The 12,598-nt window shown below is 51.5% G+C and carries 14 protein-coding genes and 2 pseudogenes; 9 read left to right on the top strand and 7 right to left on the bottom strand.

The features are described 5' to 3' along the window. Window positions 1–71: 71 nt before the first annotated feature. The 3 genes and pseudogenes from ELY25_RS04060 to ELY25_RS04050 all read left to right on the top strand — a co-directional run. Window positions 72–512: a YtoQ family protein gene (locus ELY25_RS04060; protein ID WP_126950005.1), complete on the top strand. Its 441-nt coding sequence runs from the start codon at window positions 72–74 to the stop codon at window positions 510–512. 562 nt (window positions 513–1,074) lie between these two features. Then, the gene (locus tag ELY25_RS04055; RefSeq protein ID WP_126950004.1) at window positions 1,075–1,821 is read left to right on the top strand and encodes a S1 family peptidase; all 747 of its coding nucleotides are present in this window, start codon (window positions 1,075–1,077) and stop codon (window positions 1,819–1,821) included. Between the two features lie 175 nt (window positions 1,822–1,996). Then, window positions 1,997–2,194, top strand: a pseudogene (locus tag ELY25_RS04050) (IS110 family transposase); the annotation flags it as partial. Between the two features lie 3 nt (window positions 2,195–2,197). On the opposite strand, the gene ELY25_RS04045 reads toward ELY25_RS04050, so the two are convergent. The 5 genes and pseudogenes from ELY25_RS04045 to ELY25_RS17975 all read right to left on the bottom strand — a co-directional run. Further along, a complete protein-coding gene (locus ELY25_RS04045) occupies window positions 2,198–2,383 on the bottom strand; it encodes a Type 1 glutamine amidotransferase-like domain-containing protein (protein ID WP_260579412.1) in 186 nt (61 codons plus the stop codon). Window positions 2,384–2,401: 18 nt separating this feature from the next. Continuing rightward, window positions 2,402–2,689 (bottom strand): type 1 glutamine amidotransferase family protein, encoded by a 288-nt coding sequence (locus ELY25_RS04040; protein ID WP_126950002.1) that lies wholly within the window; start codon window positions 2,687–2,689, stop codon window positions 2,402–2,404. Between the two features lie 88 nt (window positions 2,690–2,777). Then, window positions 2,778–3,716, bottom strand: a complete 939-nt coding sequence (locus ELY25_RS04035) for a methyltransferase (RefSeq protein ID WP_126950001.1) — start codon at window positions 3,714–3,716, stop codon at window positions 2,778–2,780. A 7-nt stretch (window positions 3,717–3,723) separates the two neighbouring features. Next, window positions 3,724–5,205: an iron-containing redox enzyme family protein gene (locus tag ELY25_RS04030; protein ID WP_126950000.1), complete on the bottom strand. Its 1,482-nt coding sequence runs from the start codon at window positions 5,203–5,205 to the stop codon at window positions 3,724–3,726. A gap of 56 nt (window positions 5,206–5,261) precedes the next feature. Continuing rightward, window positions 5,262–6,113: pseudogene (locus ELY25_RS17975) on the bottom strand (IS3 family transposase); the annotation flags it as partial. A 401-nt stretch (window positions 6,114–6,514) separates the two neighbouring features. Between ELY25_RS17975 and rho the strand changes: the two are divergent. Then, window positions 6,515–7,468: a transcription termination factor Rho gene (gene rho, locus ELY25_RS04010; protein ID WP_126949998.1), complete on the top strand. Its 954-nt coding sequence runs from the start codon at window positions 6,515–6,517 to the stop codon at window positions 7,466–7,468. A 132-nt stretch (window positions 7,469–7,600) separates the two neighbouring features. Here rho and ELY25_RS04005 read toward each other — a convergent pair whose 3' ends face one another. Together ELY25_RS04005 and soxR are read right to left on the bottom strand one after the other, a co-directional pair. Then, complete coding sequence (locus tag ELY25_RS04005; RefSeq protein ID WP_126949997.1) at window positions 7,601–8,797, bottom strand: DEAD/DEAH box helicase; 1,197 nt, start codon at window positions 8,795–8,797, stop codon at window positions 7,601–7,603. A 298-nt stretch (window positions 8,798–9,095) separates the two neighbouring features. After that, the gene (soxR, locus tag ELY25_RS04000; protein ID WP_126949996.1) at window positions 9,096–9,554 is read right to left on the bottom strand and encodes a redox-sensitive transcriptional activator SoxR; all 459 of its coding nucleotides are present in this window, start codon (window positions 9,552–9,554) and stop codon (window positions 9,096–9,098) included. 96 nt (window positions 9,555–9,650) lie between these two features. Between soxR and ELY25_RS03995 the strand changes: the two genes are divergently transcribed. From ELY25_RS03995 to ELY25_RS03975, 5 genes are all read left to right on the top strand, one after another. Beyond that, window positions 9,651–10,076, top strand: a complete 426-nt coding sequence (locus ELY25_RS03995; protein WP_126949995.1) for a VOC family protein — start codon at window positions 9,651–9,653, stop codon at window positions 10,074–10,076. A gap of 114 nt (window positions 10,077–10,190) precedes the next feature. After that, window positions 10,191–10,913, top strand: a complete 723-nt coding sequence (locus ELY25_RS03990) for a carbon-nitrogen hydrolase family protein (protein ID WP_126949994.1) — start codon at window positions 10,191–10,193, stop codon at window positions 10,911–10,913. A gap of 3 nt (window positions 10,914–10,916) precedes the next feature. Further along, window positions 10,917–11,294, top strand: coding sequence for a VOC family protein (locus tag ELY25_RS03985; RefSeq protein WP_126949993.1), 378 nt, complete (start codon window positions 10,917–10,919; stop codon window positions 11,292–11,294). 40 nt (window positions 11,295–11,334) lie between these two features. Continuing rightward, window positions 11,335–12,093 carry a class I SAM-dependent methyltransferase gene (locus ELY25_RS03980; protein WP_126949992.1) on the top strand — a complete coding sequence of 253 codons (759 nt, stop codon included), beginning with the start codon at window positions 11,335–11,337 and terminating at the stop codon, window positions 12,091–12,093. Between the two features lie 51 nt (window positions 12,094–12,144). After that, the gene (locus ELY25_RS03975; RefSeq protein ID WP_126949991.1) at window positions 12,145–12,597 is read left to right on the top strand and encodes a GNAT family N-acetyltransferase; all 453 of its coding nucleotides are present in this window, start codon (window positions 12,145–12,147) and stop codon (window positions 12,595–12,597) included. Window position 12,598: the final 1 nt, after the last annotated feature.

Here is a 12,598-nt window from a genome sequence, read left to right as displayed (position 1 = left end):
TTAATATGGAATGTTTTTCCATAAAATGACTTTATCTAGTTAATTGATAGCCATCATTTAAGGAGCAAGCCATGAGCTTTTACGTTTACCTTTCCGGCGAGATCCACACCGACTGGCGCGACGAGATCCAGCGCGGCGCAGAAGCCGAAGGCTTGGATATCGTGTTTACCGCTCCGGTCACCGACCACGACGCCAGTGACGCTGCCGGCGATCACCTGGGCGAGCAGAGCAACCCGTTCTGGCGCGACCACCAATCCTCCAAGATCAACGCCATCCGCACCCGCACGCTGATCGAGCAAAGCGATTTGGCCGTCGTGCGCTTCGGCGACAAGTACAAGCAGTGGAATGCCGCGTTCGATGCGGGTTACTGCTCCGCACTCGCCAAGCCCTACATTACCCTGCACAGCGATGACATCGTTCACCCGCTCAAGGAAGTAGATGCCGGGGCACAGGCTTGGTGCACCACTACCGATCAAGTGGTTGAAACTCTCAAGTACGTGTTGAAAGCGTAAGCTAAGCCCTGAAATACCTGCAGGCTCACCACGGCCTGCAGCCTACCTTTCCAGAATGAGCCACCGCCACCCCCGTAGGAGCACGATTTAGCGCGCGATGATAACGGCACCAAAACTAATACCTCACCTCAGGCCTATTGCTACCCAATGCATCAAATTTCAACTGTGACCTAAGTAAAATTTATCAATAGAGTATGATTGGATAGGCAAAACGAGCGGGCATGCGAGCTTTGGGTATGTAGCCATATTCTTAGTGTATGGCTATATAAAATAATGGGTTGTGGTGTTTTTGGCTGGCTATATAATTACTGTTATGTGCTGCAGCGAACAGTCTGCTTCCGACCCAAAGCGGCCCTCCCGGCGAAAGCGGCATGCTGATTCAGCCGTGTTATGCAGCCGGCACGATAATCTATGTTACGCTGCCTATTTATACTTCATTTCATTTAATTTCAATGGGATAGATCGTGAATGAAAGGCGGCATAACCTGAATGAATGCGCCGTCGGGTTCATTCAGGTTATGTAGAAGGATGTATAATCACTGTTATGTTTTAAGGAAGTATCGTGAGCAACTTCACACACTTATTTCAAACCTATAAATACTCAATGGTTCGAATTACTGTGAGGACAGAAGCAGGTGACTTGAGTAATGGGTCAGCGTTTCATATTGGTGATGGATGGCTTGCTACGGCAGCGCATGTTATCAATGACGGTGAAATCGAAGAGATAGTTTCAGAATATTGCGGCCAGAATCTGGAGATAGAAAAAGTCATTTGTCACAGCGATGAAAAAATTGATTTAGCAATAATAAAAACCAACTTGGACCTTTCCCACTACCTCATTAAAACAACCATTGTGGGCTCACCCGAAGGGTTTGAGCAAACTGATCATATAGAGATTGGTGGACATCTAGATGACTGGATTGGTGATGAATTGGTGCTCTCTAAGGTTTTACTGATGGGGTTCCCTCCTATTCCCTTTTCTAATAGACCGGTTTTACTCGCATCGGAGGGTGAGGTAAATGCAGTTGTGGATAAGTATAATGGCCCACACCCTCACTTCATAATATCTAACATGGGCCGAGGTGGTTATAGTGGAGGGCCAGTAATAAGCGAATATGGTTTTTTACTAGGCGTACTTACTGAGTCCTTAGTTATGAATAATCAATCAGAAGAACTAGGCTACTCATCAGCATTGTCAATTGAGCCATTATTGGTTCTGCTACAAGAAAACGGGGTTTATCCCAGTAAGAACAAAGAAACAATCGAAGTCCTACTTGAAGGGGCAGACCATTGGAATGATAAAACATAACAAGCGCATGTTGCCGGACTGGTTTTCCACTGCGCTCCAAACCAGCCGCAAATGCGGGCGTTATATCAGCATTGCCTCAACGTCCGCTTCTGGCCGAAAGCGGACGACGGCCACCATTATCGTGAGAACCTCTAAACAACCGCCGGTGACCGAAGTTAGGTTTATAGCATCATGAAATAGTGCGCTGCATATCATCGCCATCGGGCGACTACGCTTGGATGCCGACACACAGGCATACATTGCCCGGCGGGTGGCAGAGGGCCACTCCAAGCTGGAAGCCAGCCGATGCCTGAAACGCTATATTGCCCGGGAGCTCTATTATGTGCTGCGCAGCCGTCATCGGGAGATCAACCAGACGCAAATCGCCACTTGACACTTAGAAGGGCGTCAGTAAGTCATCTGTACCATCGAAGAGCATGTGCTCCGACATGGCTGAAGCCCCGGCACTGGTGCCGCCGATGCAAGCTCCCCGTTCAAATAATGCGCGACGCATTGCTTGGTCGATGCGGGTACCGCCAATCAGGGCCATCAGGTGCTTCTGGTCGCCACCGGTCATAAAGATGTCGTCCGCTTCGAAAACCTAGGCCGCTGTCGCATCGTTCCAGGCATCCTCGCGAGTTTTTATGTTCGACGTCGTCAGGTGGCTCACGCCGAGCTTGGTGAAGGCCTTTTCGTAAATACCCTTCATTTCATCGTGCTCGTCGCTTGCCGCGGTGAGCAAGAAGATATTCGCCTCTGGGTCTTCGGCCAGTTCAACAAAGCGCTCAAGAATGACCTTGTCACTTATACGGTTCTCGTGGCCGCCCACGATCACGAGGTGACCGGTGCGCGGTTCGCCTAAAGCATCGCTGGACTCTTTTGTCATCATTCCTCCGCTCTTAGTTCGCACTGGGTAATGTGGAAACTTCACGCGCGATAGATGTTCGGTCCACGCAGGAACCAGCTAGTGAGAATCTTCACGACCTTGTCCTGCGGGCGGTGAGTAAAACCGCTGCGATGCGATCAGCTTCTGCATAGGCAGGCTCGGCCAGTTCTTCGCCGAACACATCAGGGTCGATTTCTTGGTAGTCCCATTCGAGGGAGGAATCACCGAGAATTGGAGCGAGCGACGCGAGGAACTGATCCGTGCCGTCAATGATGGTCGTCCCCGTATAAAGTAGCAGCGTGCCACCGGGGGCCAGCCTCGTTTGCGCCAGACCTGCAATCGCTAAGGAAAGTCCTTCGCCGAAGCTGCCGCCACCGTGCCGATAGGTGCGCTCCTGTGCGTCGAGCAGGTAAGGAGGATTGGCGACGATTAAATCAAAGTCTCCGGCAATGCCGTCAAGTAAATCAGAGTGTTGAACCACCACTCGTGCACCCGCTAGCTGGGCGTTAACAGCGGTATACCTTAGGGCCATGTCGTTGATGTCCACAGCAAATACGTCGGCTTGTGGCCGTTCAAGTGCCACGATCACAGCTCCAGGGCCGGCGCCGCAGCCGATATCGACGGCGCGCCGGACGCGCGCATCACCGGCCAGGTTATTTGAAAGATATTGAGCGATTGCGTTGGCGAAGCGGTAACTGTCTGGTCCGAAGAAAATAGCGTCAGAGGCCGTTGTCGGATAAGCCGAGTGCAGAAAGAGTTGACCGCGTAGCGTCGACGCACGCACTCGCGAGACCCAGCCCTCGCCCTGTGTAACCAGCACCTCCGCATTGCGCATCGCCTCGAAAAGTTGGGGAGATATAGCATCCTCCCGGAAGGGGCGACTCCAACCGAAAACATCCGTTGCGTTGTGTGCCCAGGCATTTTTCAACCGTGAATTGACGCGAGCGTGGGTCGCCGGTGTGACGGTGGTGAATGAGTACCCGGTAGCTTTGAGAGCCATCGCGAAATGCAAGAGATTATCGCTGGTCATGGTAACGTTACCTGCTGAAAAGATCGGTGTAGAGCCTCGTTGCGGCAAGGCCCGCGGGGGTAGGGTGGTTAGCTGGCGAGAGCATCCCGCTTAACACTGCGAACGCCTCCGCCTTGGAGTCGACCCCGGCCAACTGCTGGAAAAGGGCATCAACATCTGCGCAGGCGCCGAGTCTCGGCGCCTCGCGGGCGTGGTGGGCTATGATTTGGGCTATTGTGGTGCCACTTTGCATCGCAGTGGGTGCGCCCTCGACATGTTCTGTGGTGGGGCGCCTGCGAAACCGGTTGATGGCTCGCGTCGTCGACATCTTCCCAGCATCGTCCAGGATCCAGTCCCGCAGAAGCTGCTGCTCGTAGCCGTTGAAGACGCCGAACATGGGCGCCTGCTCATCCATCAACAGGTGCCAGAAGCGGCTTTGCTCTGGGTTCTCACCGCGCCGGATCCATCCAGCGGATTGCAATGCCCTCAGCAGATCTGCAATCTCGTCCGGTGAAGAAAGCCAGTCGCTCACCGACCGGCCCGCGACGAGGCAATAGTCCGAATGCAGTTTTTCTCCGATCAAAGCCTTATCGGCGAAAACCCGCAGCAATTCTTGCTCAAGATCGAAGGACTTGATTGCCTGAGGGGTGCCCATGCCGACGTGGTTTAACTGGTAGCCGTTACCAACGCGACGATGAAACTCCGCCACATTGCCGATTCTCGGCATGCAATCGAGCACACTTTGCAACGCTTTTCGCGCGTGCCCGGTTGAGGCATTGTCGATGGTCACGTGCAGGCTGAAATAGTAGGGGTCGATGTCGAGTTCGTTCAGTTCGTAGGCAGTGATGAGCAAGTGCAGCGGCAACTGCTCGTAGCCGAGATTGAAACCGATCAGTTCCGGTAAGAATTCATCGCCGTGGTGGGCCAGCGCGAGCTGCACGGCACCTTGAGTGAAGTGCTCGTCGGGGCCATCTTGCCACTTATCGCAACCATACCGGGCGAGCAATTGCTTGTAGAGCACCACATGGTTTTGCAGCGCATTCCCGCAGCCGAGTTCTTCAAGATAGGTTTGGATAAGCGGCGAGATCCGCGAGTCCTGCCAGCGCTCCAGCAAGCCATAAAGCCAAGCGCCGTCCACGAGCTTCGTGGGCGCAACCGTGCGAAGAAAGTACATCGCATGCGAGCGGCAGCTGAAGTAGCGACGCGGCGAGCCGGCGTGTCGCCCGTCGAGGTAGTGTCGGTAACGCTGTGCCGTTTGATCGTGGTCGTTGAGCAACATACTTGGCAATGACTGCATTTCGGTGGGAAAGCCTACGTCGATCTCAGCTGCCACGTTAAGTTGTTCCAGCAAGAAGGAGCGCGATGTGGAACGTTCCAATTCGCCGATTTGGCCCGCTATGCCGCCGCGTTCCTCTAACAGCGCGAAGTAAAGCTGCTTGCTACCCTCTTGCTGAGGCGGGGAGTGTGAGGGCGCCACCAACTGAATGTTGGTCGATAAGGAATACGTCATCTCTATGTCCTCTGATTCATATCCTTGGAATGATCAACCAATTTGTGACACCCCAGTTAAGCGACTTTCTTTAGTTCTGCCATTGCTGATTCGTAATCATTGGGGCTGGTGTAATCTAAATATGAGTGTAGCCGCCGACTGTTATAAAACATCGCAATATAGTCCAGAATATCTTGCTGCGCCTCAGTCCGGGTTTGATAATGGGTCCACTGGACACGCTCCTTCTTAAGGCTGGCAAAAAAGCTTTCTGCACTGCGTTATCCCAGCAATCGCCTTTGCGACTCATGCTACCGACAAAGCCATGGGCTGTTAGCAAGCAGCGATACGCGTTGCTTGCGTATTGAGATCCCCTGTCTGAATGCACGATCAAGCCTGCTGCTTGCCGCCGCTGCCAGAAGGCCATGTGCAGCGCATCAGTGACCAGACGAGCATTCATCCTCGATCCCATTCTCCAGCCCACGACTCGCCGACTAAACAGGTCACTATATACAGCCAGATATAGCCAGCCCTCTTGCGTCCAAATATACGTAATATCTGATACATAAGCCTGATTCGGCTCCGCCACCGTAAATGTTCGCTTCAGCACATTTTCAAATACCGGCTGTTTATGCTGACTGGTGGTCGTGATCTTGTATTTCTTACGGTAGCGCGCTCTCTAACGCCCGCCTCGCGCATCAGTGATCGGGCTTTCCTGCGGCCCACCGGGTAACCCAAAGCATCGAGCGCCCGTTTCATTCGCCTCGCCCCGTAGCTGTAGCCACTCGCTTCAGCAATGCTTTGACCGCCGCCAACATCGCTTGGTGTTCAGGGGCTGGCGGTTGGCTCTGATGGCGCCGTCTGTACCTATAGTAGGCATTGCGGCTTACACCCAGTAATCGACACATTAAAGCGATCAGCCAGGTCTTCTTCTGGCCGAAAGTAGACCTCTACAACAATAAAATATACACATAACAAGCGCCTCTTGACGAACTGGTTTTCCACTACGCTTTAAGCCAGCCGCAATGTGGGCGTTGAGACTGTAGAAAAAACCGCTGAAGCCTAGTTTTTAGTAGGATCGGAAATACAGGCGAGGAGTGGTCAGCATGCCGCGCTTCAAGTCCTGCATCCACGATCAGAACGCCATGATGTTGATCAACTACTAAAATTAGCTCCAACCGGGTACCTTTGAGCACGCGGTGTATTATCTAATTGAGCACAAGTTAGACTTATCCGTTTTCCATACCAAATACCGCAACGGCGCGACAGGTCGGCTGGCCTATGATGCAGCTATTCTATAAATTCAGGTTACTCAAGGCGATCCATCGAGATTATGGCGAGAAAAATACTAGGTTTGAAGGTAAAGAGAGAGATAGACGCCAAGCCCGCCGACGAAGTGGAAGATCAATTCTCTGACGATCCCGAAAAACGTTTTTTAAATGGCGTCGCTATTCATCCTTCCCCCCGCATTCATTTAGAGCTTGGTTCCAGCCAGCGCAGCGTGCGGGCGATGGATTTGATTACGCCCATCGGGATGGGCCAGCGTGGGTTGATTGTTGCACCGCCAGGCTCTGGCAAAACGACGATGTTAAAACATATCTGTCAGGCCGTGGCAGAAGCTCATCCTGACATAAAGCTGTATGCCTTGCTGATTGATGAGCGCCCTGAAGAAGTGACAGATTTTAAGCGCAGTGTCTCGGCAGAAGTACATGCATCGTCTTCAGACGAAAGCTACACCCATCATGTGCAAATGGCCGATAAGCTTCTTGAGACGGCGCGTAGGCAAGCGGGCGAGGGGCACGATGTGATGATCGTGATCGATTCGCTGACGAGGCTTTCGCGCGTTCATAACGCCGAGCAGCGGGGCAATGGCCGTACCATGTCCGGTGGGTTAGATAGCCGAGCGATGGAAATACCCCGAAAGCTGTTCGGCGCCGCGCGAAAGATCGAAAACGGCGGGTCGCTCACCATTCTGGCCACCGTGCTGGTGGATACGGGAAGCCGTATGGATCAGGTGATTTTCGAGGAGTTCAAGGGCACGGGCAATATGGAGATCGTGCTGTCACGCGAAGTGGCCAATCAACGGATTTTTCCGGCCATCGATATCGCCAAGAGCAGCACCCGCCGAGAAGAGCTTTTGATTGATGCTAAGGATATCGAAAAAGTACGGACATTGCGTCGAGCGTTGACACAGCTCAAACCAATCGAAGGGGCGCAGAAGCTGTTTGAGCTATTGGAGAAATACCCGACCAATGCCGAGCTGCTGGATGCGTTTTCACCCGCCTAGAGGTTAGGGGAAACGTTGATGGCTCAGCGTTTACTCATGTGCTGCTGAAATGGATCCTGATTGCAAAAGCTGTAGCTGTAGTAGTGAAGCTCACCCTTTTATTCGTTCAAAAGGTGAGCTTCTGGTTCAGTATTAACGTTTATCTTTTTTTACATGGTTCAGGTGTGAAACAGGTACTGCCTTTTGAACCGGAAAGCCTTCAACTTCTTTGCGCTCGATAATATTGTTTAACCGCTTTTCAATGGCACAAAGGTTCTTGAAGTCACTGATGTCGACCAGGGAGATGGCTTCACCCGTGGCACCCGCACGGCCGGTTCGGCCAATACGGTGGATGTACTCTTCTGCCGGAAAGGGTAAATCGTAATTCACCACACGGCTCAGTTCCCCAATATCCAGGCCGCGCGCGGCAACCCCTGTCGCGACCAGATACTTGAGTTCGCCGGATTTGAACTGACCCAATACCGTTTCGCGCATCGCCTGGCTTCTGCCGCCATGGATGGAATCCGCGGTGATGCCGCGTTTTTCCAGTTGGGCAACCAGCTTGGCCGCGCTGTGTTTTTTCTCGACGAAAATCAGCGCCTGATCCCACTCATTCTCGTTGATCAAATGGCTCAACAGGGCGGACTTGGTGTCCTTATCGACCGTGATGAGCCATTGCTTGATGCTGGCGGCGGCGCGGACGTTGGGAGAAATGGAGATGTCCGCCGCCAGCTCGGTCTTCTTGCTGTCTGAAAAGTCAAAAGCCAGCGCCCGAACCTCATTGGTCATTGTGGCCGTGAACAACAGGTTCTGACGTTTTTCCGGCAGACGCACGATGACCTTGTGAATATCATCGACAAAGCCCATGTCGACCATTCTGTCCGCTTCGTCCAACACCATGACTTCAAGTTCATCGAAGTGCACCGCACGCTGATGAGCCAAATCCAGCAATCTGCCCGGCGTGGCGACGAGAATATCGATCCCTTCTATCAAGCGCTCTTTCTGTGGTGCGGTATCTACGCCCCCGTACGCGGCCATGGACGTTAAATTCAGGTGTTTTGCGTATTGCGCCACGCTGGCTTCGACCTGAACCGCCAGCTCACGGGTCGGCACCAGTATCAGCGCGCGGATGCGTTTGCCGCGTAGTTCGCCTGCCGTACTGAAGCGTTCCAGCAAAGGCAGAACGAAGGCCCCGGTTTTGCCCGTTCCGGTCTGGGCGGTGGCGACTAGGTCCTTGCCCGAGAGAATGACAGGAATCGCTTGTTCCTGGATGGGCGTTGGCGTTTTGTAGCCTAGTTCGGTAATCGCTTGAACCAGAGGACTGGATAAGCCTAGTTTTGCAAAGGGCATGGGAAGCTCTGACAGGGTGTCGTAAAGTGTGTCGAAAAGAAAAAGTGATGCAGTATAGCGTAAAAGCAGCCGTTCGTTGCTCGAATAGTGAAACTGACTTGATAGTATTGAATGGCGATTTATGTAATGAACTTAAAGCATTCATTACAATGAATTCTAAGTAATTTGCTATAGTGCTTTTTATAATCTTATTTTATTCATTTTGAGTGCCGTGCATTGGGTCATAACTAGTTTTATCAAATAGCTTTTTATAGAAACAAATAAAGTACTTCATCCAACATAGATAAGGGTTTTTAGACTATAACCGAGCATTCTCCTCCGCCTGATCCAAAAGCACCGGTCCGCTACCCAGCTCAGCCAGTTGATCATCCGGGTTATACAGCGGACAGTTGGTCATGCTCAAACACCCGCAGCCAATACAGCCGCTCAAGTTATTACGCAGCGTTTGCAGGTAGGCAATACGGCCATCCAGCATGCGCTGCCAATTCCTGGAAAGCTGCTGCCAGTCTTCCACCGTGGGTGTGCGGTTATTGGGCAGTGACTCGAAAGCTTTCTTGATCTCGTCCAGGCTGACGCCAACCTTCTGCGCGGCTTTGATTACTGATATGCGCCTTAGCACTTCTGGTTTATAACGCCGCTGATTGCCCGGATTGCGCGAGCTCTGGATCAGCCCTTGCTGCTCATAGAAGTGCAGGGCGCTGATATTAATGCCGCAGCGCTTGGCTACCTTGCCGACACTCCAATTCGCCTCCGCCATTTTCGCTCCATTTTTTTCTGCTGGTTCAAAAAAAACTTTACCTCAACTTAGGTTGAGGTTTTAACCTTTTATCCGAACCCACGCAAGGAGAACAACATGTACTTGGAACACGTGAATCTGGTCATTGCTGATATGGATGCCATGCTGGTTTTTTACCGCGCCGCTTTCCCTCACTGGCATATACGCGATGAGGGGCATGGCGAGTGGTACGGCAAACCGCGCAAGTGGGTGCACTTTGGTGATGACCGGCATTACCTGGCGTTAAGCGATCATGGCGAAGGACAAAACCGTGCTTTGGAAGGCCATAATGTTGGTTTGGCTCACTTTGCTTATGTGACCGATAACCTGGATGCCGTAGTGGCTCGATTAAATAACGCGGGCTTTGCTGTTGCTAAACCGGGTGCCACCGAGCCGTTTCGTAAAAACGTTTACTTCGTTGACCCGGCCGGGTTTGAGGTGGAGTTTGTGGAGTATCTGAGTGATATACCGGCAGAGCGTAATTTAAATCGCGATGCGTTGTAATCAGCAGTGCATTACTGTGTAAAGATGATCGGGTGCCTTTGGCACCCATCGTCCAATAAATTAGGTTCCCCATATTATCGGGCGGCGGTAGGTTTGGATTAAAGGACTTCAATAATGAAGCTATGTGCCGCGCAGTTGCACCCCGTCACTGGAGATATAGAGGCTAATCTCTCTAAACATCTTAAATTTATACAACGGGCGGCAGCTCAGCAGGCTGAGGTCGTTTTCTTTCCAGAACTTTCACTTACCGGATTTGAACCGCGTCTTGCAAGTTCGCTAGCGATTGGGTGGGCGGATCATCGGTTGGATGTGCTTCAGGAATGTAGCGCACAGCATAATATGCTCATCGGCGTTGGTATGCCTATTGTCGTTGATATGGGAGTACAGATTGGCATGGTGTGGTTCTCGCCGGGCACACCCCGTCGTCTTTACGCAAAACAGCAGTTACATATCGATGAAACTTCTTATTTTGTACCAGGTAATAAGCAGTTAGTAATTGAGCACGATGACTATAAGTTGGCGCCTGCTATCTGTTATGAATCGCTTCAAATGAGCCACGCGGACGAGGTAGCGGCGATGTCTGCGGATATCTACTTGGCAAGCGTTGCCAAGCCAGCCGGTGGACTTGCCAAGGCCATGGTGCATTATCCAGAAGTGGCGAAGCGGCATAGTATGTCGGTGATCATGGCAAACTGTGTTGGGCCCTGCGATGATTTTATCAGCGTCGGTCAGTCGGCTGCTTGGAATGCCCATGGTGAGCTGCTTGCTCAATTGCATTCAGAAGCCGAAGGAATTTTGGTGCTGGACACCGTCAGCGAAACAGCGATAGGCATTTGAATAATGATTGATCACACAGGAATCAACGTATCTAGCATTGCGACGAGTAGAGCGTTTTATAAAGAGGTTCTTAAAACTCTCGGCTACAAAATCTGCTTGGATTTTGGCACATCCGCAGGGTTTGGCTCGCAAGAAAGTATGGGCGATGATCCTGGAGGTGATTTTTGGATTTCAGAAGCAACGCCTCATTCACCCAGAAGCCATATCGCTTTTCGCGCCAAAACACATGATGAAGTTAACGCCTTCTACGAGGCGGCAATAAAGTGTGGTGGCCAATGTAATGGCGCGCCGGGTTACAGGCCTAACTACCATGCAAACTATTATGCAGCCTTTATTCTCGAATTGGATGGCTACAATATAGAGGCTGTTTGTCATAGGTAAGCATACCGCCAGCTAACCACCAGCTGCACAGGGAACACACATGACCCAGTACTTCACAGAGAGTGGTATGGGTGAGCGGTACGATCAATATCGACCCAAAACCCATCAAGCTGTCGTTCAAAAAATACAGCAGCATTTGCAGGGTAGGCACTTTGAACGTGTGGTTGATGTGGCATGTGGCACCGGTGATTCTACCGTTCCACTGCTAGCTATTGGCCAGAAGGTGATTGGTATTGATTCATCCGATGAGATGCTGGCAATAGCGCAAAAGCGTGGCCTCTCTGTTAGAAAAGCGGACTACACTGACCTTCCCCAACAAGGTCGTTTCGACCTCATCTCTACGTGTATGGCGTTTCATTGGTTTGATGACACGCGGGCGATTGCCTCCTATAAAGCCGCGTCCAACCCTGGGGCTGTCTGGCTCATTTATAATTTCGCATTCGCGGGCCATACCACCTCTGAACAGTTTAATAATTGGCTTCGTAACGAGTATTTTAAGCGCTACCCATCTCCGCCACGTAATCGATTTGATGATATGACGCTGGCAGATGATGAAGGGCTTTCCGTTATTGCCAGTGAAAGCGGATGGCTTCCAATAGAGTTTACGCTTGAACCGCTGATCGGCTATCTATCTACTCAATCCAATATTGAAGAGGCGGCGCGTAAGGGAAGGACCCTTAATGCGATAACGGCTGAATTGCGTAAAGAACTTTCAGGAATCGACATCACAGGCGCGTTCAAGTATGCCTATTCTTACGAAATTCTAGAATACACAGGTAGCCAATATTCGTGGCCATGAACGCTGCAACTCGATATCACTGAACTCTGGCGTTATGGGCTTGAGATAAGAATGGACTATCTAGAGGTCAATGCCAGCGCTGTTCCCATCCAGCTTTTACTCGAAGCAGATCCTTCTGAGCAGAACATCGCGTCTTACTTAGATGGCGCTTGGTGCTTTGCTGCAAAACTTGATGGAAAAATTGCCGGGGCGTGTGTCGCAAAGGCCATCAGTAACAACACTGCTGAAATATTCAATATCGCGGTATATCCACAATTCCAGCAGCAAGGGTTGGGCTCTGGCCTGCTGCGCTTCGCCTTGGGTGAGCTGAAAAACAAGAATATGCAGCGGGTGGAGTTAAGTACTGGCACCTTTGGGTATCAGCTTACCTATTATCAGCGCCATGGGTTCAGGGTTGATCGGGTAGTTAAAAACCATTTTTTAGATCATTACCCTGAACCCATTTTTGAAAATGGTATGCAGCATCAAGATGCGCTGCGGCTGTACGTAGTGTTTAAATGGTAGA

Source organism: Vreelandella populi (genome assembly GCF_003989825.1).
Taxonomy (GTDB): Bacteria; Pseudomonadota; Gammaproteobacteria; order Pseudomonadales; family Halomonadaceae; genus Vreelandella; species Vreelandella populi.
Note: the sequence above shows the minus strand (reverse complement) of the source record. Positions and strands in the feature narration are given on the sequence as shown.

Excerpts from the sequence above, each read along its gene's own strand:
- ELY25_RS04060 (WP_126950005.1), top strand. The coding sequence starts at position 72 with ATGAGCTTTTACGTTTACCTTTCCGGCGAGATCCACACCGACTGGCGC.
- ELY25_RS04040 (WP_126950002.1), bottom strand. The coding sequence starts at position 2,689 with ATGATGACAAAAGAGTCCAGCGATGCTTTAGGCGAACCGCGCACCGGT.
- ELY25_RS04035 (WP_126950001.1), bottom strand. The coding sequence starts at position 3,716 with ATGACCAGCGATAATCTCTTGCATTTCGCGATGGCTCTCAAAGCTACC.
- ELY25_RS04030 (WP_126950000.1), bottom strand. The coding sequence starts at position 5,205 with ATGACGTATTCCTTATCGACCAACATTCAGTTGGTGGCGCCCTCACAC.
- rho (WP_126949998.1), top strand. The coding sequence starts at position 6,515 with ATGGCGAGAAAAATACTAGGTTTGAAGGTAAAGAGAGAGATAGACGCC.
- ELY25_RS04005 (WP_126949997.1), bottom strand. The coding sequence starts at position 8,797 with ATGCCCTTTGCAAAACTAGGCTTATCCAGTCCTCTGGTTCAAGCGATT.
- soxR (WP_126949996.1), bottom strand. The coding sequence starts at position 9,554 with ATGGCGGAGGCGAATTGGAGTGTCGGCAAGGTAGCCAAGCGCTGCGGC.
- ELY25_RS03995 (WP_126949995.1), top strand. The coding sequence starts at position 9,651 with ATGTACTTGGAACACGTGAATCTGGTCATTGCTGATATGGATGCCATG.
- ELY25_RS03990 (WP_126949994.1), top strand. The coding sequence starts at position 10,191 with ATGAAGCTATGTGCCGCGCAGTTGCACCCCGTCACTGGAGATATAGAG.
- ELY25_RS03985 (WP_126949993.1), top strand. The coding sequence starts at position 10,917 with ATGATTGATCACACAGGAATCAACGTATCTAGCATTGCGACGAGTAGA.
- ELY25_RS03980 (WP_126949992.1), top strand. The coding sequence starts at position 11,335 with ATGACCCAGTACTTCACAGAGAGTGGTATGGGTGAGCGGTACGATCAA.
- ELY25_RS03975 (WP_126949991.1), top strand. The coding sequence starts at position 12,145 with ATGGACTATCTAGAGGTCAATGCCAGCGCTGTTCCCATCCAGCTTTTA.